The organism is Sphingomonas sp. NCPPB 2930 (assembly GCF_042867205.1).
GTDB lineage: Bacteria > Pseudomonadota > Alphaproteobacteria > Sphingomonadales > Sphingomonadaceae > Sphingomonas.
This window is the reverse complement of the sequence record NZ_JBHZQU010000002.1, coordinates 59675-80955: the sequence shown is the minus strand read 5'-3', so window position 1 is coordinate 80955 and position 21281 is coordinate 59675. Positions and strand designations below refer to the sequence as shown.

Annotated in this window: 23 protein-coding genes; 5 read left to right on the top strand and 18 right to left on the bottom strand. The window is 68.3% G+C overall.

Features of this window, described 5'->3' with window-relative positions:
• The first annotated feature begins 52 nt into the window (after window positions 1–52).
• Window positions 53–220, top strand: a complete 168-nt coding sequence (locus ACFX59_RS03685) for a hypothetical protein (protein WP_387429767.1) — start codon at window positions 53–55, stop codon at window positions 218–220.
• A 110-nt stretch (window positions 221–330) separates the two neighbouring features.
• Here ACFX59_RS03685 and ACFX59_RS03680 read toward each other — a convergent pair whose 3' ends face one another.
• The 3 genes from ACFX59_RS03680 to ACFX59_RS03670 form a co-directional block, all read right to left on the bottom strand.
• Entirely contained in the window at window positions 331–969 is a 639-nt protein-coding gene (locus tag ACFX59_RS03680; protein WP_307103431.1) for a sigma-70 family RNA polymerase sigma factor, read from the bottom strand.
• Between the two features lie 118 nt (window positions 970–1087).
• On the bottom strand, window positions 1088–1225 hold the full coding sequence (locus ACFX59_RS03675) for a hypothetical protein (protein ID WP_309698791.1): 138 nt from the start codon (window positions 1223–1225) through the stop codon (window positions 1088–1090).
• A 63-nt stretch (window positions 1226–1288) separates the two neighbouring features.
• Window positions 1289–2089 (bottom strand): response regulator, encoded by an 801-nt coding sequence (locus ACFX59_RS03670; RefSeq protein ID WP_183951702.1) that lies wholly within the window; start codon window positions 2087–2089, stop codon window positions 1289–1291.
• A gap of 270 nt (window positions 2090–2359) precedes the next feature.
• On the opposite strand from ACFX59_RS03670, the gene ACFX59_RS03665 reads away from it, so the two are divergent.
• The 3 genes from ACFX59_RS03665 to ACFX59_RS03655 all read left to right on the top strand — a co-directional run bounded on the left by ACFX59_RS03665 (window position 2360) and on the right by ACFX59_RS03655 (window position 4534).
• Entirely contained in the window at window positions 2360–2509 is a 150-nt protein-coding gene (locus ACFX59_RS03665) for a NepR family anti-sigma factor (protein WP_307103427.1), read from the top strand.
• 12 nt (window positions 2510–2521) lie between these two features.
• Window positions 2522–4114 carry a sensor histidine kinase gene (locus tag ACFX59_RS03660; protein ID WP_387429764.1) on the top strand — a complete coding sequence of 531 codons (1593 nt, stop codon included), beginning with the start codon at window positions 2522–2524 and terminating at the stop codon, window positions 4112–4114.
• 285 nt (window positions 4115–4399) lie between these two features.
• Window positions 4400–4534, top strand: a complete 135-nt coding sequence (locus ACFX59_RS03655) for an entericidin A/B family lipoprotein (RefSeq protein WP_007405456.1) — start codon at window positions 4400–4402, stop codon at window positions 4532–4534.
• 226 nt (window positions 4535–4760) lie between these two features.
• Here ACFX59_RS03655 and tatC read toward each other — a convergent pair whose 3' ends face one another.
• The 8 genes from tatC to argS all read right to left on the bottom strand — a co-directional run bounded on the left by tatC (window position 4761) and on the right by argS (window position 11598).
• Window positions 4761–5543 (bottom strand): twin-arginine translocase subunit TatC, encoded by a 783-nt coding sequence (tatC, locus tag ACFX59_RS03650; protein ID WP_307103423.1) that lies wholly within the window; start codon window positions 5541–5543, stop codon window positions 4761–4763.
• Window positions 5540–5998, bottom strand: coding sequence for a Sec-independent protein translocase protein TatB (tatB, locus tag ACFX59_RS03645; protein WP_387429760.1), 459 nt, complete (start codon window positions 5996–5998; stop codon window positions 5540–5542). The genes tatC and tatB overlap by 4 nt, the downstream gene beginning before the upstream one ends.
• Before the next feature lie 29 nt (window positions 5999–6027).
• Complete coding sequence (locus ACFX59_RS03640) at window positions 6028–6264, bottom strand: Sec-independent protein translocase subunit TatA (protein WP_007405493.1); 237 nt, start codon at window positions 6262–6264, stop codon at window positions 6028–6030.
• Window positions 6265–6405: 141 nt separating this feature from the next.
• Window positions 6406–7011, bottom strand: a complete 606-nt coding sequence (scpB, locus tag ACFX59_RS03635; protein WP_387429757.1) for an SMC-Scp complex subunit ScpB — start codon at window positions 7009–7011, stop codon at window positions 6406–6408.
• Window positions 7008–7733, bottom strand: coding sequence for a ScpA family protein (locus ACFX59_RS03630; RefSeq protein ID WP_307103417.1), 726 nt, complete (start codon window positions 7731–7733; stop codon window positions 7008–7010). Before ACFX59_RS03630 ends, scpB begins: the two co-directional genes overlap by 4 nt.
• Before the next feature lie 340 nt (window positions 7734–8073).
• Window positions 8074–9078, bottom strand: a complete 1005-nt coding sequence (locus ACFX59_RS03625) for a glycoside hydrolase family 3 N-terminal domain-containing protein (protein ID WP_387429755.1) — start codon at window positions 9076–9078, stop codon at window positions 8074–8076.
• Window positions 9079–9130: 52 nt separating this feature from the next.
• Window positions 9131–9874 (bottom strand): SPOR domain-containing protein, encoded by a 744-nt coding sequence (locus ACFX59_RS03620; protein ID WP_309693386.1) that lies wholly within the window; start codon window positions 9872–9874, stop codon window positions 9131–9133.
• A complete protein-coding gene (gene argS, locus ACFX59_RS03615) occupies window positions 9874–11598 on the bottom strand; it encodes an arginine--tRNA ligase (protein WP_354295587.1) in 1725 nt (574 codons plus the stop codon). Before argS ends, ACFX59_RS03620 begins: the two co-directional genes overlap by 1 nt.
• A gap of 224 nt (window positions 11599–11822) precedes the next feature.
• On the opposite strand from argS, the gene ACFX59_RS03610 reads away from it, so the two are divergent.
• Complete coding sequence (locus tag ACFX59_RS03610) at window positions 11823–12119, top strand: hypothetical protein (RefSeq protein ID WP_387429752.1); 297 nt, start codon at window positions 11823–11825, stop codon at window positions 12117–12119.
• A gap of 87 nt (window positions 12120–12206) precedes the next feature.
• On the opposite strand, the gene ACFX59_RS03605 is transcribed toward ACFX59_RS03610, so the two are convergent.
• From ACFX59_RS03605 to ACFX59_RS03575, 7 genes are all read right to left on the bottom strand, one after another.
• Window positions 12207–12386, bottom strand: coding sequence for a hypothetical protein (locus tag ACFX59_RS03605; RefSeq protein WP_387429749.1), 180 nt, complete (start codon window positions 12384–12386; stop codon window positions 12207–12209).
• 473 nt (window positions 12387–12859) lie between these two features.
• Entirely contained in the window at window positions 12860–14026 is a 1167-nt protein-coding gene (locus ACFX59_RS03600) for a deoxyguanosinetriphosphate triphosphohydrolase (RefSeq protein ID WP_387429747.1), read from the bottom strand.
• Window positions 14023–16068, bottom strand: a complete 2046-nt coding sequence (locus ACFX59_RS03595) for an SPOR domain-containing protein (RefSeq protein ID WP_387429745.1) — start codon at window positions 16066–16068, stop codon at window positions 14023–14025. Before ACFX59_RS03595 ends, ACFX59_RS03600 begins: the two co-directional genes overlap by 4 nt.
• A 357-nt stretch (window positions 16069–16425) precedes the next feature.
• Window positions 16426–17940: a cell division protein FtsZ gene (ftsZ, locus tag ACFX59_RS03590; RefSeq protein ID WP_387429743.1), complete on the bottom strand. Its 1515-nt coding sequence runs from the start codon at window positions 17938–17940 to the stop codon at window positions 16426–16428.
• A 119-nt stretch (window positions 17941–18059) separates the two neighbouring features.
• Window positions 18060–19319 (bottom strand): cell division protein FtsA, encoded by a 1260-nt coding sequence (ftsA, locus tag ACFX59_RS03585; RefSeq protein WP_307103401.1) that lies wholly within the window; start codon window positions 19317–19319, stop codon window positions 18060–18062.
• 7 nt (window positions 19320–19326) lie between these two features.
• Window positions 19327–20280: a cell division protein FtsQ/DivIB gene (locus ACFX59_RS03580; protein WP_307103399.1), complete on the bottom strand. Its 954-nt coding sequence runs from the start codon at window positions 20278–20280 to the stop codon at window positions 19327–19329.
• A complete protein-coding gene (locus ACFX59_RS03575; RefSeq protein WP_309698817.1) occupies window positions 20277–21209 on the bottom strand; it encodes a D-alanine--D-alanine ligase in 933 nt (310 codons plus the stop codon). The genes ACFX59_RS03580 and ACFX59_RS03575 overlap by 4 nt, the downstream gene beginning before the upstream one ends.
• Window positions 21210–21281 lie beyond the last annotated feature (72 nt).

Genomic DNA, 21281 nt, shown 5'->3' with positions numbered 1-21281 from the left:
AAACAGCTTCACAATTTTTGCAACCTGTCAAGCCCTCACCCGTTATGATGGTATGACGAGCACAGAAGCATGGACCGGATCTATCCATATCGTCCCCGCGCCCCGGCGGGTGGACGATATCGGCTGCGCGCTGCGCGCCGCCTTTTCCGATCCGCTGCGCCTGCCCGACCATTGGGTCCGCCTACTCGCGCGACTGGACGAGCCCGCGCAGCGCCACTGATCCGGCCGCGATGCTCGGGCTGGTATGCCATGTCGGCCCGGCCCCAAGTCATGAAAACGGCCGCCCTAGCCCACCGGGCAGAGCGGCCGAGAAAAATTCGTCGGGTTGGCTTAGCGGCCGCCGCTCAACTGGTCCACATCGCCCATGATGCTGTCGAGCGCGGTCTTGCTGCTGTCGGTCTCGTGCAAGCGACGCGAGGGCAATGCGCCTTCGCTCAGGATCGCCTCCAGCGCGACGCGGCCTCGTGCGACCCGGCTCTTGATCGTGCCGACCGCGACGTTGCAGATTTCCGCCGCTTCCTCATAGGCGAAGCCACCCGCGCCGACGAGGATCAGCGCCTCGCGCTGCGGCTGCGGCAGGTGCATCAGCGCGCGCTGCATATCGCCCAGCTCGACATGGCGGTCCTGGCTGGCGGGCGCCGCAAGGATGCGGTCGGCAACCAGATCGTCCCACTCGCCCTTGAAGCGCGCGCGGCGCATCTGCGAGAGATAGAGGTTGCGCAGGATGATGAAGGTCCAGGCCCGCATATTGGTGCCCGCCTGGAACCGCTTGCGCGCCGCCCAGGCCTTGAGCAGCGTTTCCTGCACCAGATCGTCGGCCAGATCGCGACTGCCCGACAGCGAGCGCCCGAATGCGCGAAGATGGGGAATCACGCGCGCCAGCTCGGTCTTGAACTCGGAATCGGGCAGGGCGACGTGCTCGACGGGGGCGTCGACCTCGATATCGTCCTGCATCAGTGGCTGCGTCATGAAAATCCGATCGTCGGAAGCGGCCGCATGCGCGACCGCTTCGAAATATAGGGTTGCGGGCCCAAAATTGCCAGCCGGTCCAAAGCCATAATGGACCCGCCCGAAGGCCGTATCGCGATCAGCGGAGCACCAGCCAGGCAAAGATCGCGATGACCAGCACCAGCGATATGGGCAGGATGTACCGCGTCACATGCGGGGTCGATCCTGCCCGTGCGTCTTCCTTGGAGACATGGATGGGATGTTCGGGATCAACCATGTCCACCTCAACGCCTGTCGACCGTTTTGGGTCCGTAACCGATGATCTTTCGTCCCGACGGCCTTATTCGGCCGGAACGGTGCTCTGGTCGAAGAACAGCGCCTGGCTGATCGCCGCCTTCACCGTCGACCGCTGGAACGGCTTGGTGATGAGGAAGGTCGGCTCGGGCCGCTCGCCGGTCAGCAGACGCTCGGGGAAGGCGGTGATGAAGATCACCGGCACCTCGAACTCGGCCAGGATGTCCTTGACCGCGTCGATGCCCGAACTGTCGTCGGCCAGCTGGATGTCCGCCAGCACCAGGCCGGGCCGGTCTTCCATCGCCAGCGCCACCGCCTCGTCGCGGGTCACGGCGACGCCAGTCACCTCATGCCCCAAGTCGCGGACGATCGTCTCGATATCCATCGCGATGATCGGCTCGTCCTCGATGATGAGGACGCGGGCGCGGGTCTGCTTCTCGATCTCGGCCAGCGCCTCGGACACGAGATTCTCGACCTCGCTCGGCTCGACATCGATCAGATAGGCCGCATCCTCGGGCGTGAAGCCTTCCATCGCGGTCAGCAGCAGCGCCTGACGCGACAGCGGGGTCATCCGCGCCAGCCGGGCGCGCGCCACGCCCTCATTGCCGTCGGCATCGACGCCGTCATTGTCCAGTTCGTCGTAATTGGCCGACGACCAGATGCCCTGGAACATGCGGTAGAGGCCCAGGCGCGGATCGACGTCGCGCGGAAACTGGTCGGGGGCCGCGACGATCGCCTCCAGCGTGGCGCGGACATATTTGTCGCCGTGCATCTGGCTGCCGGTCAGGGCCCGGCCATAGCGCCGCAGGAAGGGAAGATGGGGCGCAAGCTGCTGTCCAAGCGACATGGGTAATGATCACTCCCTGAGGTATTCGCGAAAGCCTGATGTGCTGGCCAGCGCGCGTGTTTTCAATGCCGTTTTCTCCGAAATCCCCGATCGACGCGCCGCATGGACGTCCGTCCGGTTTTTTCGTATCGCATCGGGAACCAACAAGATCGAATTTGGTTTCATCGCCACATCAACTATGGCTCTGGCGTAACGCCGACCGGCGGCGCGATTGGGTCGCCATTGCGTCGGTTGCCCCGCTAGTGGGTCGTGCAGGGGGATATTTTGAGTTTGGGCAACAAGACCAAGAAGACGCCTTCCTCGACGCCCGAAAACGGTGGCGAGAAGGATGCCGGCTCGGCCCTGCGCCAGGCATATCAGAAGACCGTCGACGAAAAGATTCCTGACGAGATGCTTGACCTTCTCAGCAAGCTGGACTGACGATCCGGCCGCATGGCCAACGCCCCCATCATTCCCGCCCCGGCTGACCCCGTCGAACGCCCCCCGATCCCGGCACCGCGCCTGACCACGGGCGCGAAGCTCGTTCTGGTGTTGGGCAGCACGCTGCTGATCCTGGCGGCCATCGCGGTCTTCGCCACGTTGCAGACGACCCGGCTGGCCGACAGCGAGGCGAGCGGTCGCCTGCGCATCGCCGCGAACGAGGATGCGCGCGCCATCGCCACCGAACTGGTCGGCGACATGACCGCGCTGCGCGTCGCGGTCCGTGCGCTGGGCCAGGACCCGCTCGACATGCCCAGCTGCGCCCGCGCCCAGGGCGTGTTCGCGCAACAGTCGATGACCGGCGCCCGCTTCCTCATCACGGACCGGACGGGCAAGACGCTGTGCGGTGACCCGCTGCCCGCCGCATTGCCCGTGCTGGCCGACGGATCGCCGATCGGCGCCGATATCCTGGCCGGACAGGGCCTGGTCCTGTCGGTCGTGCATCAGGACGGCCGCACCCAGGCGCGCGCCTTCTTCCCCCTGCCCTTCCTGCGCACGCTGATCGACCAGAGCAATCACACCAGCGCGGTCGCATCGGTGATCGAGCTCGATGGCGAATCCCTGCCGCTGGCCAGCCTGCCCGGCCGGGGCGCGCTCGCGCGGATGAAGTCGATCCGGACCGAGCTGGGCATTGGCGGCCTGGTGCTGCGGACCTCGGCCCCCAGCGCGCCGATCACCTCCTCGCTGATCGTGGCGCTCGCGCTGCCGCTGCTGATGTGGCTGGCCGCCGTCGTGCTGGGCTGGTTCATCGTCGACCGCCTGCTCATCCGCCCCCTGCGCCAGCTGCGCGGGATCGTCGCCGCCTATCAGCCGGGCGAGACGCTCGACATCTCGCAGGTGGAGGCCGCGCCCGCGCAGGAAATCCGCGACCTGGCCGATACGTTCGAGGCGATCACCCAGACGGTCGCCACCCACGAGGCCGGACTCGCCGAAGGGCTGGTCCGCCAGACCAAGCTGACCCGCGAAGTCCATCACCGGGTGAAGAACAATCTCCAGGTCATCTCCAGCCTGATCAACTTCCACGCGCGCGGTGCGACGGGGCCGGAGGCGATGGCCGCCTATTCCTCGATCCAGCGGCGCGTCGATGCCTTGGCGGTGGTGCATCGCCATCACTTTGCCGAGCTGGAGGAAAATCGCGGGCTGAACCTGCGGACGATGATCGGCGAGCTGGCGGCGAACATCCGCGCCACTGCGCCGGAAAACGCCGCCGGGATCGGCATCTCGCTCGACGTCGCGCCGCTTCTGGTCAACCAGGACGTGGCGGTCGCGGTCGCCTTCCTCGTCACCGAGACGATCGAGCTGGCGATGAATTGCGACCCCGCCGCGCAGATCCGTGTCGCGGTCAAGCCCGCCGAGCAGGAGGGCCGCGCGGTCGTCCGCGTCGTATCGCGCGCGCTGGTCGAGACCGACGAGCTGCGCCACCTGATCGGCAAGCGCTATGGCCGGGTCATGGAGGGGCTGGCGCGGCAGCTTCGTGCGCCGTTGCACCATGATCCGCTGACCGGCGCCTATGAGATTTCGATCGCGATCGTCGGGCGCGACTGAAAAATCGGCGAAAAAGATTCGCAACTGCGAAAAAGCCGGGAACCCTTGCCCCGGCAGAGGGTTCTGCTCTTCGGATAGCGAACTTATGCCCCCCCGCTCTCGCTATCCAAGCCATAGGCCTGGAAGCGTCCACCCTCCCCCCCCCGGTGACGCTTCCAGGCCTTAATCTTTTCCGCAGTCCGAGATTCCGCCGCTTCGCCGCTCGTGTCGCTACCCGTGACAGGGCCGGAACGAATGCCGTGTTGACGCATTGGACGCGCAAGGATTTCACAAAGGAGACTGAGAATGCGTAAGCTCATGGGTCTGGCAATCGTCGCCGGTGCGTTGCTGGTCAGCGCATGCAACACCGTCGAGGGCGTGGGTCGCGACGTGAGCTCGGCAGGCAACACCGTCGCCAAGACGGCGGACGACGCCAAGTAAGCCCTTCACCCGGCTGAAAACAGGAAAGGCCCTGGCGGTTTCGCCGGGGCCTTTTTTGTTGGGGTTCGGTCCGTGGCCTTCGACTTCGCTCAGGCTGAACGGCGTTTGGGGCCTTGGAGCCCTTCCCTCGCTCCGTTCAGCCTGAGCGAAGTCGAAGGCCAAGCGATCACCAAAGAAAAAGGCCCCGGTTCTCACCGAGGCCTTTCCAGAACCATCCACACCGACATCACGCCGCCGCGTCGGCTTCCTCTTCGGGCGCCTGTCTGGCCCGGCTCCGTTCGGTGAACCAGATGCCGATGATCGCCAGTTCGTAGAGGATGATGAGCGGCACCGCGAGCAGAACCTGCGACATCAGGTCGGGCGGGGTCAGCACCGCCGCGATCGCGGTCGCCGCGACGATCGCATAGCGCCGAGCCCCAATCAGTTGCTTGCGCGTCACGATCCCCGCCCGCTCCAGCAGCATCAGCAGCACCGGCAACAGGAACGCCAGGCCGAAGGCGAACAGGAACTGCATGATGAAGGACAGGTAATTACCGATGGCGGGCAAGGCCTCGCGCCGCACGCCGCCGACGACCCCGTCAAAGCCCAGCAGGAAGTGCAGCGCCATCGGGATGGCGATATAATAGGCCATCGCCGCGCCCATCAGGAACAGCACCGGCGTCGCCAGCAGGAAGGGCAGCAGCGCGCGCTTTTCCTTGCGGTACAGCCCCGGCGCGACGAACTGCCACAGCTGGTTGGCGATCACCGGAAAGGCGATCATCATCGCAGCGAAGAAGGCGACCTTCACCTGGACGAAAAACGCCTCGAAGATCTCGGTATAGACCAGCTTGCCCTGCCCGGCCGCCAGCAGCGGCTTGGCGAGGAAGCCGAAGATCGACTCCGAGAAATACATCGACACGCCGAAACCCAGCGCGATCGCGACGATGCAATAGAGCAGCCGACGACGAAGCTCGATCAGATGGTCGAGCAGGGGCGCGCGGCTGGCGTCAATCTCGTCATGGTCGGTCACGACGCCGCCCCTTCATTGGGGCGCGCGGCCGGATGCGCGGCGGGATCGGCGGGCGCGGGGGCGACGACGGGCTTCTCGACCATCACCGGCCGGTCGCTGTGATCCTCGTGCGCGGGCGCATGAGGGTCGGACAAGGCGGGGTCGGCCAGGGCGGGGACGGACGCGGCGTGATCCGGCGCCGTGTGATCGGGCGCGGGATCGACGACCGGCGGCACCTCGGCGGCATGCTCGCGCATGATCCGCTCATTCTCCGCCGCCCAGCGCTTTTCCATTTCCTCCAGCTCGGCCTCGCGGACCATATTGTCAAAGCCCTGCCGGAACTGGCGCGAGACGCCGCGCGCCTTGCCGACCCAATAGCCGACGACGCGCATCGCCTTGGGCAGATCCTTGGGACCGATCACGACCAGCGCGACGATGGCGACGAGCAGGAACTCGCTGGAGTCGATATTGAACATGGACGTCCGGTATCAGCTGGCGGACGCGATCAGCGATCGTCGCGCACGCGCTCGCCATCACGGTCGAAGGCGGGCTCGGCCGACTTCTGCGCCTCGATCCGGGCGGACGGCTTGGCGGGCTTTTCGTCCTCTTCAGCCATGCCCTTCTTGAAGTTCTTCACACCCTTGGCGACATCGCCCATCAGGTTGGAGAAGCGGCCGCCGCCGAGCAGAAGGATGGCGACGATCGCGAGGACGAGAAGGTGAATCGGGCTAAAGCTGCCCATGGCACGTCTCCTGGGAATTCATGGTCTATCTAGGCCTTGGCATCGCCAGCGGCAATGGTTCAGCGATGCGTGCAAAGCCCCGAACGGGGAGCAAGGAGCCGTGCCGCCTCATTGTGACGTGGGCGTGACGCAAAGAAAAGCTCAATCGCCCTCCGGCGACGCATCGGATGCGGCCTCCTCCTCATCCTCCAGCCGCTCCAGCGCCAGATCGACGGGATCGAGCAGCCCGGCCGCGCGCAGATCCTCCAGGCCGGGCAGATCGCGCCGGCTGGTCAGCCCGAAATGCTGGAGAAAGGCGGGCGTCGTCGCATAGATCAGCGGCCGTCCGGGCACCTCGCGCCGCCCCGCGGGCCGCACCCAGCCCGCCTCCATCAGCACGTCCAGCGTCCCCTTGGAAATGGCGACGCCGCGGATCGCCTCGATCTCGGCGCGGCTGACGGGTTCGTGATAGGCGATGATCGCCAGCGTCTCGATACCCGCGCGCGACAGGCGGCGCATCTCCTCGCGGTCGCGGCGCAGCAAATGGGCGAGATCGGGCGCGGTCTGGAAATGCCAGCGGTCGCCGCGCCGGACCAGCGCGATCCCGCGCCCGGCATAATGCGCCTCCAGCGCGTCCAGCGCGGCGCGGATGTCGGCCGCCCCCTTCGTCACGCCGACATGGGCGCGGATCGAATCCACGCTCATCGGCTCGGGCGAGGCGAACAGCACCGCTTCCACCGCGCGGACGGTCGGGTCGATGGCGCTCATCGCGGCTGGCGTACCAGAAGCGGCGCGAAGGGCGCGGCCTGGCGCAGCTCGACCTTGCCCTGCCGCGCGAGTTCGAGGACGGCGAGAAAGCTGGACGCCAGCGCCGAACGCCGCAGCCGCTCGCTGCCGTCGGGCAGGAACGTCTCGATCGCCGACCAGTCGATCCGGCTTCCGACCAGCATCGACACGCGGTCCAGCGCCGCCTCCAGCGTCATCACCTGCCGGTCCGCGACGACATGCATGACCGGGCGGGTGCGCGCGTTGATCCGGCCATAGGCGGCGATCAGGTCATAGAGCCCGGCCTGCCACTGCGCCTTGCGCTGCACCGCCAGCCCCTCGGGCGCGCCGCGCGCGAAGACGTCGCGGCCCAGCCGGTCGCGCGCCATCAGCCGCGCCCCCACCTCACGCATCGCCGCCAACCGCTCCAGCCGGAGTTGCAGCCGCAGCGCCAGATCCTCGGGGTCCGGCTCCTCCTCGGGCTGGCGGGGCAGCAGCAGCGAGGATTTGAGATAGGCGAGCCACGCCGCCATCACGAGATAATCGGCGGCCAGCTCCAGCTGCATCCGCCCCGCCCGGTCGATGAAACGCAGATATTGCTCGACCAGCGCCAGGATCGAAATCTGCCGCAGATCGACCTTTTGCGAACGCGCCAGCGACAGCAACAGGTCGAGCGGCCCTTCCCACCCGTCCAGATCAAGCGTCAGCTGTTCCCCCGTCATCATGCGCCAGCTTAGCGGCGATGCGAAGCCATGGCGAGACGGGCGGGGTTTATCTTTCCGAAGCGGAAGGGGGGACGAGCATCCCTCCCATGTGAAGTGCGCGCCCGTGCCCCTCCACCACCGCTTCGCGGCGGTCCCCCTCCCCAAGCATAGCTTGGGGAGGAATGAGGAAACCTGCTAAATGCCATTTCAGTCCTCCCCAAGCTTGCTTGGGGAGGGGGACCATCGCGTAGCGATGGTGGAGGGGCGCCGTCGCAGACGGCGGCTGACGCCGCCACCCCTCCACCACGCCCTGCGGCGCGGTCCCCCTCCCCATCCTCGATGGGGAGGAATTGGGGGGCTCTTATTCCGCCAGCGCCAACAGCGCGTCGCGGCGGGCGATCAGTTCGGCGAAGTCGCCCTCCCCCGGACCGACACTCGCCATCGCGCGGTCGAGCCGGGCACGGGCCGCGTCGGTGATGGTCGGCACCCGGCCCGCAATCTCGACCATCTCGTCCATCCGCGCCCAGCAATCGAGCACCAGATCGCATCCCGCCGCCAGCGCGCCTGCCGCCTTCTCGCCCGCCGTACCGCTCAGCGCCTTCATGTCGATATCGTCGGTCATCAGCAGCCCGTCGAACCCGATCCGCCCCCGGATGATCCGCTCGATCACGGTCGGCGACAGCGTCGCGGGGCGTTCGGCGTCCCAGGCCTCGAACACGATATGGCTGGTCATGCCCATCGGCGCGGCGGGCAGCGTCCGGAAGGGTTCGAGATCGACCGCCAGCTCGGCCTCGCTCGCGGTGACGGTCGGCAGGAGGTGATGCGAGTCGACCAGCGCGCGGCCATGGCCGGGCATATGCTTGACCACGCCGACGACGCCCGCCGCCGCCAGCCCCTCCAGCATCGCACGGCCGAGCGCCGCGACCTGCATCGGCTCGGCACCGTAAGCGCGGCAGGCGATCGCCTCGGTCGTATCCGGCTGCACCACGTCGAGCAGCGGCGCACAGTCGACGCTGATCCCGACCTCGCGCAGCATCAGGCCCAGCGCCTGGCCATTGGCGCGCATCGCCTGGATCGCCGACATCGGCGCGGTCTGGTACAGTCGGGCAAAGACCGGCCCGGCGGGGAAAGCGGGCCATTCGGGCGGCCCCATGCGCGAAACCCGGCCGCCTTCCTGATCGATCAGGATCGCCAGATCGTCGCGCCCCGCCAGCGCGCGCAGCGAGTCGGTCAGCGCACGGACCTGTGCCCGGTCGACGATGTTGCGCTTGAACAGGATATAACCCGCCGGTTCGACCGAGGCGAAGAATGCCCGCTCGTCGGGGGTCAGCACCGGGCCCGACAGGCCGAAAATGACGGGGATCATGAACGCACACTCCGGCCCCTTCCCCGCATGGGCGGGAAAGGGGCGTGATGGATCAGCTGGCGACGAAGCAGCTCTCGCCCGCCACGCGCAGGCGACCGCAGATATCGGCGGCCTGGTTGGCCGACCCGGCATTCACCCGCAGGCGATAGAGCGTCTTGCCGTTCGACGCGACCGGCTGGACCACCTTGCCCAGCGCGCCGACATAGGAGAAGCGCTTGGAGAAGCGGTCCCATGCGGCATTGGCCGAGGATTCGCTGGGATAGGCGCCCAGCTGGACCATCGACCCGCTGCCGGTCGCGGCAGCCGGGGCGGGTCGCGCCGCCGCCACGGGTGCGGGCGCGACCAGCTTGCCGCCCGATTCGGGCACCTGCGCCACGGCGTTGCGGCCGCCATTGGGCTCGGCAGGCTTCTGGACGACGCGGGTGCCGTTCATCGGCGCCTCGGGCACGGCGCGCAGGTCGATCGCGCCGGTGCCGCCGGGCTTGCCCGCGCTGGTCGCGATCGCGGTATTGCCCTCGCCCTTGACCTTCAGCCCGCCCGGATCGGCCGGACGCACCTTATAGTCGCCCTCGGGCGCGGCAATGATCGCGCCGTCGCCATCGGCGGCGGCGGTGTGCGCCTGCCACTTGTACAACGCGAAGCCGATGAAGGCGAGAATGGCGAGGCCCAGGATGACCAGCGCCACGACCTTGCCGATGCCGACGCCCTCGGGCTCGTCCGCCTCGACGGTTTCCAGCCAGGGAAGACGATCGTCCTCCTGTTGGTCATAGCCGCGCAGGTCCATCTCGTTCGCCATCACTTCATCTCCGACACGGCCTCGACGCCCATCAGCGCCAGGCCGTTGCGGATAATCTGCCCGATCCCTTCGCTCAGGAAAAGCCGCGCGCGCGTGACATCGGGATTCTCCGCGATCAGGAAGCGGCGATCGACCCGGTCGTTGCCGACATTCCACGCGGCATGGAAGGCCGCCGCCAGGTCATAGAGATAGAAGGCGATGCGATGCGGCTCGCGCGCCGCCGCCGCCGTCTCGACGATGCGCGGGAATTGCGCGGCCAGCTTCACCAGCGCCAGATCCTCGGTATCGAGCAGCGACAGGTCGGCGGTGCCGCCCTCGATCCCCGCCTCGGCCGCGCGGCGCTTCAGCGAGGCGATGCGGGCATGGGCGTACTGGACGTAGAAGACGGGATTGTCCTTCGACGCCTCGACCACCTTGGCGAAGTCGAAGTCCATCTGCGCATCGGCGCGGCGGGTCAGCATGGTGAAGCGGACCACGTCCTTGCCGACCTCGCGCACGACATCGGCCAGCGTGACGAAATTGCCCGCGCGCTTCGACATCTTCACCGGCTCGCCACCGCGCAGCAGGCGGACCATCTGGACCAGCTTCACGTCGAACTTGGTCTTGCCGCCGGTCAGCGCCTCGACCGCCGCGACGATCCGCTTGACGGTGCCCGCATGGTCGGCGCCCCAGATGTCGATCAGCTGATCGGCGGACTGCGCCTTCTGATAGTGATAGGCCAGGTCGGCGCCGAAATAGGTCCAGCTGCCGTTCGACTTCTTGATCGGGCGATCCTGATCGTCGCCGAACTGGCTGGAGCGGAACAGCGGCAGCTCGACCGGCTCCCAATCCTCGGGCGTCTCGCCCTTGGGCGCTTCCAGCACGCCGTCATAGACCAGGCCGCGCGCGCGCAACTCGGCCTCGGCCGCCTCGGGCTTGCCCGCCGCCTGCAGCTCAGCCTCGGAGGAGAACAGGTCGTGATGGATGCCGAGCAGCGCCAGATCCTCGCGGATCATCGCCATCATCGCCGCCACCGCGCGGGTGCGGAACAGGATCAGCCATTCGCCCTCGGGCGCGTCGACATAGGCGTCGCCGAACTCGGCGGCCAGCGCCTCGCCCACCGGCTTCAGATATTCGCCCGGATAGAGCCCCTCGGGAATCTCGATCGTCGCGCCCAGCGCCTCGCGGTAGCGCAGATGCGCCGAGCGGGCGAGCACGTCGACCTGGCCGCCCGCATCGTTGACATAATATTCGCGGATGACCTTATGGCCCGCAAACTCCAGCAGCGTGGCGAGCGCGTCGCCCACCACCGCGCCCCGGCAATGGCCCATATGCATCGGGCCGGTCGGGTTGGCCGAAACATATTCGATGTTGACCGTCACACCGTTCCCGCGCGCCGAGCGACCATAATCGCCCCCCGCCTGCGGGATCGCCGCCAGCTCGTCACGCCAGGCGGCGTCGGTCAGCCGCATGTTGAGGAAGCCCGGCCCGGCGACCGCGACGCTGTCCACCTCGTCCAGCTTGCCCAGCTCGGCGGCCAGCGCCTCGGCCAGCGCGCGCGGGTTGGTCCCGGCGGGCTTGGCCAGCACCATCGCGGCGTTGGTGGCGAGGTCGCCATGCGACGCGTCGCGCGGCGGCTCGACCGTGACGTTGCGGCGATCCAGCCCGCCGGGCAACGTGCCGGCGGCAACCAGCGTGTCCAGCGCCGCATCGATATGCGCGGCAAAGCGGGTGTAGAGGGTCATCGCATCGTCCGATCGGGGGTAGGAAAGCGTTGCGCTCTAGCGAAATCGGGCGCGCGCTTCAAATCATGCTTGGCGGGCGGGCCGGGCGAGCGATTGCGCGCAGTGCATCCATGCCCCAGCCCTTTGCAGTTGCCGTCCATGCTGCGCCGCAATAACTCCGTATACGAAAGTTACAGCGCGAGAGGACCTGATCCGGCTCAACGCAAAAAGCGGGAGTTTCGATCATGCGCAAGACCATTCTAATCCTGGCCGCGGCCGTCGCCGCCATCCCCACCGTCGGTGCGATCGCCGCCGAGGGCGAGCAGCGCTTCGTTCACGAAGGCCAGACCTATGTCTACACCCGGTCGACCGAAAACGGCAATCCGGTGATCCAGGGCCGTCGCTATCCGGGCGGCGAGCCGTTCCGCTTCGTGGTGAAGGGCCACCGCGTGACCGGCACGACCGGCACCACCCAGGTCGCCTTCACGACCGAAGAAGCCCGTGGCGCACTGGGCGCAGGCGTCGAGACCAGCGCTCGCTGATCTCCGCCTTACGGCTTGAGAGAAACGGCCCGTTCTTCCGGTGGGAGGAGCGGGCCGTTTCCTATTCGGGGCGACCGACAGGCGTGTTCACGCACCGCTGATCTTCTGTTCCGAATGCCCGCCCTCCTTGTCCGATTTTCCGGAGGCGGTCTTCTTCGCGCCGGTGCCTGTGCCACCGCCTCGCCCGGTCCCCAAGTTGCCACGCGCGCCATCTCCGCCTTTGGCCGTAACCGCTCCGGGATTACCGCCTGCGCCCTTCTGTGCCATGATCGATCTCCTGTGCAACCGATCAAGAACAGGACCGAACCCCGGCACGTTCCATTAAATTTCAGTTACTTAGATCACATCGGACTGGTGCGACCCTCATCGGGGGAAGTCGCGTACGTCATAGTGGCTGAAGTGTCGCCCCGCCCGGCGATCACGCCATGCGTGCAGCTTCATCATGAGGTAGACGAGGACCGCCGGGACCACGGCCAATGGAGCATAGACCAGGGGCAGTCCCAAATCGCCCAGTCCCCCATAGCTGAGAAGGGTCAAGGGGAAGGCCATGCGAATCCATATTCGCCACCGATAGAGATCGTGATCGGACCGGAATGGCGGCGGTTCTGGACTGCTCGCTTCGGCTACCGGACCATGTGCAGCTCTTCGAGATCGCAACCAACTGGTCGAGCGCTGTCGCATGACGGCACGATAGCGCTTGTCGGGCCTCGATTGCCACCAATCCGAACACCGCCTTCCGGTCAGAAGCCGTCCGGCAGGTCGATCGCGCCGATCACCTCGCGATAGCAGCGCACCGCATAACGGTCCGTCATCCCCGCGATGAAGTCGGCGATATGCCGACTCCGTGCCGGTTCGTCCTCGGGCAAGCGCTCACGCCATTCCTCGGGCAGTTGCGCGGGGTCGGCGCGATAGGCGGCGAACAGGCCCTGGACGATGCCGTGCGCCGCATCCGCCGCCGCCAGCTGACGCGGGTGGTGGTAGAGATTGGCGTACATGAAACGCTTCAGGTCGCGCTCCTCGGCCCGCATCGCGTCCGAAAAGCCGACCAGCGCCCGGCCCGCCGCGCGGACATCGGCGACGTCCCCCACCCCGCTATCGGCGATGCGCGTCCGCGTCTCGGCGACGAGGTCGTTGACCATCACCCCGATCTGCGAGCGGATCAGCTCGCTCGCCAGCCTCTTGGGTGCGACATCGGGGAATTGCGCCCGCGCCACGTCCCACCCGCGCGCGACCAGCGGCACGCTCAGCAACTGGTCGAGGGTCAACAGCCCCGCGCGTAGGCCGTCGTCGATATCGTGATTGTCATAGGCGATATCGTCCGCCAGCGCCGCGACCTGCGCCTCCAGCGAGGCATGGCTGTCCAGGTCGAGCGGAAAGCCCGCATCCGCCTCGCGCAGCGCCCAGCCGGGGTGGCGGACCGGGCCGTTATGCTTGGCCAGCCCCTCCAGCGTCTCCCAGCTGAGGTTCAGCCCGTCCCAGCGGGGATAGGGCCGCTCGATCGCGGTCAGGGTGCGCAGCGTGTGGCCGTTGTGATCGAACCCGCCATGATCGGTCAGCGCCGCCTTCAGCGCATCCTCGCCCGCATGGCCGAAGGGCGGGTGGCCGATGTCATGCGCCAGGCACAGCGCCTCGGTCAGATCCTCGTTCAGCCCCAACGTTCGCGCGATCGTCCGCCCGATCTGCGCCACTTCCAGGCTGTGGGTCAGGCGGACGCGGAAATGGTCGCCATCGGGCGCCATGAACACCTGCGTCTTGTGCCGCAGCCGCCGGAAGCTGATCGAATGGATGATCCGGTCGCGGTCGCGCTGGAACGCGTCGCGCGGGCCGCGCTCCAGCCCCTTGGCCTCGTCATGGCGGCGGCCCCGGCTCCGGTCGGGATAAGAGGCCCAGGGGGCGAAGCGGCTCACTTCGCGTCGAGCCGCGTCACCGCCTGCCCTGCGTCGCTGGTCACGGGGAAGGCCGAAACCCCCTTCTTGGCGAGCTGGTTGACGAAGGCGCGCGCCTCCGCCTCTGTCTTGAACGGGCCGGTCAGCACCCGGTGGGTCGCGCGCAGCGGGGTCTTGTAGCCCTTGCGCGCAGCGAACAGCTCAGGGGCCTTCGCCTTGGTCGCGGCCCAGGCCTTGGGCAGATCGTCCTCGTTCGCGCCGCCCGCGACCTGGACCCAGATCCGCTCGGGATTGGCCCTGGCGCGCTTCTTTTCCTCGGCGGCTTCCTTGGCTTCGGCCGCCTTCTTCTCCGCCTCGGCCTTCTTAGCGGCAAGCGCCTTCTTCTCGGCGGCCGCCTTGGCTGCGGCGGCCTTGCGCTCGGCGGCGGTCGGCGTCTTGCTTTCCTTCGCGGCGGGCTCGGCGGCCTCGCTCGCCTTTTCGCGCGCCTGGTGATCGCGATCGGCCTTGGCGCGGGCTTCGGCCAGGACGCGCTGCGCCCCGCCCGATACCGGCGTGTTGGCGGCAACCACCGCCGGACGCTCCGGCCCTTCGACCCCCAGTTCGGAGGCGGGGATGGAGAGATTGGCGACGATCCGTGCCAGCACCGAATCCTCGCGCAAGGCGTGCGAGGCGGCGAGCGAGGGGCGACGCGACGCCGCGCGGGCCGGGCGCGACGGAGGCGTCGGTTCGCTGGTTTCGACCGGGACCGGCTGAACCATCGGGGTGGTCTCGGCCTTGGCGAGCTGGACCGGCGGGGCTGCGGGCGTCGGCTCGGGCGTGGTTGGAACCGCCTGGACCATCTGGACAGGCGGCGTGGTGACCGGTGCTGTGGCGACCGGCGCCGTGGCGGGCGCGGGCAGGGGCTGGATCATCGGCCGTGCGGGCTCGGCGGCGGCCAGCGCGACGGGGGCCGTGGGCGCGGCGGCCGGTTCCGCCGGGCGCGCGGCGGGCGCGGTCGGCAGCGTGGAGGTGAAGCCCGGCTGCGGCTGGACCGGGCGCATCGGCGAGGCGGCGGCCACGACGCGGTTCGTGTCGGGCAAGGGCTGGATCATCGCGGTCGACGCGGTCCGGACCGGAGCGGGAAGCGCCGCCGTCGCGACACCGGGATCGCGGCGCGACGAACCGCGACCGCCACGGCGCCGCTCGTCGCGGGCCGTCGCCTGCTGCACCGGCGCGGGCGTCGCCACCGTCGCGGAGGCCAGCGCGACGGGCGCATCCGGGGTCAGCACCGGCAGGCTGGGGGCCAGCCGGGCATCCGCCAGCCGCTCGGGCGTGGCGCGCGTCTCGCCGAAATGGACGGCGAAGGCGCGGTCGGTGGCGGGCAGCGTCGGCAGGCGCTGGAAAAAGGGTTGCAGCCCCTGCGCCAGCTGCGCGGGCATCATCGTGCCCGCGATGCGCGTCGCTTCGGGCAGGTCGCCCGCCATCGCCAGGATGAAGGCGCGGGCGCGCCACGCCGCGCGGTCGGTCTTGCGGAGCAGCGGATCGAGTTCTTGCAACGCCCGTTCGCGCTGGCCCGAAATGCCCAACGACAGCGCATAGCGGCGGACGATCTCGTCATTCGGCTCGCTCGCCAGCGCCAGCCGATAATCGCGCTGCGCCCGCACCTGATCGCCGACCAGATCATAGGCCAGACCGCGATCGGCGGCGAACTTCGCCGGGGCCAGTCCCGCCGCCTCGGCCTGCGCGAAATAGCGCAGCGCCTCGCCCGGTCGCTCGGATCGGACCAGGATCGATCCCATCCCCGCCTTGATCCGGGGATCGCGCGCATCGACCTTTTCGGCACGGGCGAACAGCGACGCCGCGCCCGACAGATCGTCGAGGCGGATCGACAACTCACCCGCCTCGATCAGCGCGTCGATGTCGCGCGGGTTCTGCGCGACGCGGCGCATCACATCGCCCAGCCGGTCGGCATCGGTCGTGCCGGGAAGCGGCTGGACCATGGCCTGTGCCAGAAGCGGAACGGGGGCCGATGCGAGCATCAGGGCGAGCGCCAGCGAAGCGCGGGAAAGATAGGGGAACGTCATGGGACCGATCCGCATAAAGCGCGTTTTGCCGTGCACGGCAATGCCCTTCCCGCCCCCGACGCGCCCGATCGCTCCACGCCGTCGACCAACAGGCGCGGCGACCGACCGCCGCCCCGGCCAAGGCTGGGGCCTTTTGCGGCACCGGGCCGAGGCGTGACATCGGACGCCCGGCAAGGGACAGCCCAGCGCCATCACCCCGGCAAAGGCCCGGCCTTTCGCGGCGGGGTCAGGGTTCGGGAAAGATTCTCGCCTCACCGGGATGACGGATGGAAACGGCGTCGCGGGGCCGCCGCCCAACGAAAAAGGCCCGCGCGAACGGATCGCGCGGGCCTCTCGTCCATCCCTTGCGGGACGGGATTACTGGTTGTTCTGCCGATGCAGGAAACGCGGAATGTCGAGCGACGAGTCGCCGCCCTGCGCATTCTCATCACGCTGCGCACCCCGTGCGGCGTTGGACATGCGCTCGAACAGCGTACCACCCAGCTTCACGCGCGGCGCGGGCTGGGCCGGAGCCTCGCCCGCTTCGCTGCCCGGGGCCAGCCAGCGGCGACGGGCATCGTCGCCACCCGCCGGAGCGGCCGGGGTCGCGGGCGTGGCGGGCGCTGCGGACGGCGCCGGGACCATCGTGTCCGCGCCCAGCACCAGTTCGTCTTCCTCGGTCGACTTGGCAGCGGCAGGCGCAGCGGCGGCGGGCGCCGGGGCGGGCTGTGCCACTGGGGCGGGTGCCGGGGCGGCGGCGACGGGCTGTTCGACCGGCGCGGGCGGGGTCACGCTCGCCTGCGGCGCGGGTGCCGGAGCGGCGGGCTCGCTGGGGCGATAGCTGGGCGTGTCGTCGGTCTTGCGCGCCATGCCGCCCATGCTGAAGCCGCTGCGGTTCGACTCGCTGGGCGACGGCGCGACCTTCACCTCGGCGTCGATGCCGGTGGCGACCACCGACACGCGGATGCGACCTTCCAGCTCGGGATTGAAGGCCGAGCCCCAGATGATGTTCGCGTCCGGATCGACCAGCTCGCGGATATGGTTCGCGGCCTCGTCCACCTCCAGCAGGCGCATGTCGTCTCCGCCGGTGATCGAGATGATGACGCCCTTGGCCCCCTGCATCGACACGCCGTCGAGCAGCGGGTTGGCGATCGCCTTCTGCGCCGCCTCGATCGCGCGATTGTCGCCGGTCGCCTCACCGGTGCCCATCATCGCCTTGCCCATCTCCTGCATCACCGAGCGGACGTCGGCGAAGTCGAGGTTGATGAGGCCGGGCATGACCATCAGGTCGGTGATGCCGCGCACGCCCTGCTGCAACACCTCGTCCGCCATCGCGAACGCTTCCTTGAAGGTGGTGTTGGCATTGGCGATCAGGAACAGATTCTGGTTGGGGATGACGATCAGCGTATCGACGTACTTCTGCAACTCCTCGATGCCGCCATCCGCCGACTTGGCGCGACGATTGCCCTCGAAGGCGAAGGGCTTGGTCACCACGCCGACGGTCAGGATGCCCATGTCGCGCGCCGCCTTGGCGATGACCGGGGCCGCACCCGTGCCGGTGCCGCCGCCCATGCCTGCCGCGATGAAGCACATATGGCTGCCCTCGAGCAGCTTCGACAGGTCGTCGATCGTCTCTTCGGCGGCCGCGCGGCCGATCTCGGGACGGCTACCGGCACCCAGCCCTTGCGTGATCTTGGCACCCAGCTGGATACGCTGCGGCGCGATCGACTGCTTCAGCGCCTGCGCGTCGGTGTTGGCGACGAGGAAATCCACGCCCTGCACCTCGGCGCGCATCATGTTCGCGATCGCGTTGCCGCCGGCACCGCCGACACCGATCACCGCGATGCGCGGCGTCAGTTCGTCGACCTCGGGTGCGATGAATTCGATGCTCATCCCAATATTACTCCGCCGTTCCCGGTCGATACGCTAAGACCGGGCCCCTGATTGATCGTTAGTGCACCAGAGGACTGCCCGGTGCCAACATAAAACCGTCCAGTTTGGAAGGCTTTTCGTTAATAATTGGCTTTTGCCGCCTGAATTAACCGCCGGAACAGCCCCATGCCGCTCGGCCGGTGCACCGTCTGGTTGACCGGAGCGATGCTGCGCAGGTCGATCGGATCGGTCGCGGCATAGAAAGCCAGACCCGCGAGCGTCGCGAAAGCCGGGCCGCCATGCGCATCGGGCAGACCGGCCAGCCCGCGCGGTCGGCCGATGCGGACCGAGCGGCCCAGCGCCTGCTGCGCATAGTCGGCGATGCCCTTCAACTCCGCGCCGCCGCCGGTCAGCACGACCTGGCGACCCACCGGCCCCTCGAACTTCAGATGCTGGAGCGCCTTGCGGATCTCGCCCATCTGATGTTCCAGCCGCTGGCGGATCACGCCGATCAGCTGCGCCTTGGTGATCTGCATCGTGTCGCCGCCATCCTCGGCAGAAATCGGCGTGACCTGGATCATGTCGTGATTGTCGCGCGGGGACGCATTGGCCGAGCCGTGGAAGCACTTCATCCGCTCTGCCATCTGGCGCCGCGTGCCGAAGGCCGACGCCACGTCGTCGGTTATATCCGCCGCCCCCATCGGCAGCGAGCACAGCCCGACCAGCATGCCCCCCGCGAACAGCGAGACATTGGTGATCCCCGCCCCCATCTCGACCAGCGCGACGCCCAGTTCGCGCTCCTCGTCGGACAGACAGGCCAGCCCCGTCGCGACCGGCGCGGCGATGATCGACTTCACCTCCAGATGCGCCGAGCGGACGCACAGGTCGAGGTTGCGCACCGGCGAACCGTCGGCGGCGACGACATGGATATGCACGCCCAGCCGGTCGGCATGCAGACCCAGCGGCTTCTTCACGCCGGTCAGCCCGTCGAGCGTATAGAGCGCGGGCTGCGCGTGCAGCACCATCCGCCCCTGCGGATCGATCGAGTTGCGCCCGGCCGCCAGCAGCGCGTCGATATCGCCCTGTTCGACCTGATGCCCGCCCAGCTCGAACTCGACCTCGGCCACGTCGGACACGAGCCCTCCGGCCGAGAAGCCGACCCAGACATTCTCGATATTCAGGCCCGCAATGCGTTCGGCCTGTTCGACCGCCTCGCGCACCGCCGCCTCGGTCGCGCCCATATCCGCGATATAGCCGCGCTTGACGCCCCGGCTCTCGCGCTGGCCGGTGCCCAGCACGATCAGCTCGCCGCCATCGCCTTTCCGCGCGATCAGGGCGGACACCTTGGACGATCCGATGTCCAGTGCGGTAATCAGTCCCTCGGGTGCGATCTTCGCCATGCCCCTGTTACCCCTGTGATGTCCCGTCGACCGCCGCCGCATCCGCGCCGTTCCCCGGTCCGACGTCGCCCGCCATGCCCCCGGCCTTCGCCGGATCGGCCAAGGCGTGATTCTGATTCAAACCGGGCCTGCGCGCAACCAGCTTTGCAGGGTCGCGCATGTCGAACCGCAACCAGCCGCGCCCCAGCAGCGGCCGCGATCCGTCCATCGCCGCGAACTTCATCAACGCGGCCGGTGCGCCGTCCTCCGGCAAGGCCAGCGTCTCGCCGCTGTCGAAGGTCAGGTCCCAGCGGCGATTGCCGATCCAGGTCGCCGCCTTCACACGCGGCTTCAGCGCGGGCGCGGCGGACAGCAGCGCCTGATAGCCCGGTTCCTGCAAATTCGCGCCCGGCCCGATGATCAGCGGCAGGTCGGGCATCGCCTCGGGCCGCACCGGTTCCAGCAGCACGCCGCCCGCGTCGATCAGGGTCAGCTGGCCATTGTCCTGCCACACCGCCGCCGGGCTCCGCTCCTCGATATCGACGAGCAGCGTGTCGGGCAGACGGCGCGAGACATGCGCGTCCTTGATCCAGCCGTAACGGAGCAGCTTGGCGCGGACATCCTCCAGATTGACGAGCGGCATCGCCCGGCTCTGCTGGTCGAGCGCGACGGCATAGACCGTCATCCGGTCCATCCGCTTCAGGCCCGTGACCTCGATCTGCTGGACGCGGAACCCCGCATGGCCCGCCTGTTCGGCGATGGCGGTGCCGATCATGCCGGGCACCCCGACCCAGGTCGCCAGCGCCAGCGCCGCCGCGCCCGCACCGCCCAGGATCGTCCAGGTCACGGCCTTCTTGACCGTCTCCTCGCTGACCGGCAGCTTCGCGAGCAATCGTTCGGAAAGCGTCGCGCGCTTGACCGGCTGGCGACGACGCGGCGCCGGGCGGCGGGGCGAGGTGCCGCGCTTGATCGTCCGGCTCATCCTGCCTGATCCTTGTACCAGTGGACCGCCTCATCGACGATCGCCTGGACCACCGCGTCGTAATCCATGCCGACATGGCGGCCCTGTTCGGGCACCAGGCTGAGCGGGGTCATGCCCGGCTGGGTGTTGACCTCCAGCAGGAACAGCCCGTCGACGCCGCGTTCGTCGTCCCAGCGGAAGTCGGAGCGCGAGGCCCCGCGACAGCCCAGGATGCGGTGCGCCTCCAGCGCCAGCGACTTACACGCCTCGGCGATCTCGTCCGGAATCTGCGCGGGGCAGACATGCTCGGTCAGGCCGTCGGTATATTTGGCGTCGAAATCGTACCAGCCATTTTTGGGCTTCAGCTCGGTCACGCCCAGCGCGCGGCCGCCCAGCACGGCGGTGGTCAGCTCGCGGCCCCGGATATAGGGCTCGGCCAGCAATTCCTCGAACTCAGCCCAGGGCCCCGCCCCATCACGGGCGATCGGGTTGCCGTGGTTGCTGGTGTCGGTGACGATCGCGACGCCGACCGACGAGCCTTCATTGACCGGCTTCAGCACATAGGGGCGCGGCAGCGGATCGCCCGCGAACAGTTCCTGCGACTTCACGATCCGGCCGCCGGGCATGGGGATGCCGTGCGGGACCAGCGCCTGCTTGGTCAGCACCTTGTCGATCGCGATGACCGAGGTGGCGAGACCCGAATGGGTGTACGGAATGCCCATCAGGTCGAGCATCCCCTGCACCGTGCCGTCCTCGCCAGGCGAGCCGTGCAGCGCGTTGAAGACGAGGTCGGGCTTGGCCTCGACCAGTTTCGCCGCGACGTCGCGGCCCATGTCGATCCGGGTCACGCGGTGGCCGTTCCGCTCCAGCGCATCGGCGACGCCCGCGCCCGACATCAGCGACACCGGCCGCTCCGCCGACCAGCCGCCCATCAGTACGACGATATGCATCACGCGATCCTTGTTGTTTGCGTGGGGTCTTCTTCATTCCTCCCCAAGCGTAGCTTGGGGAGGGGGACCAGC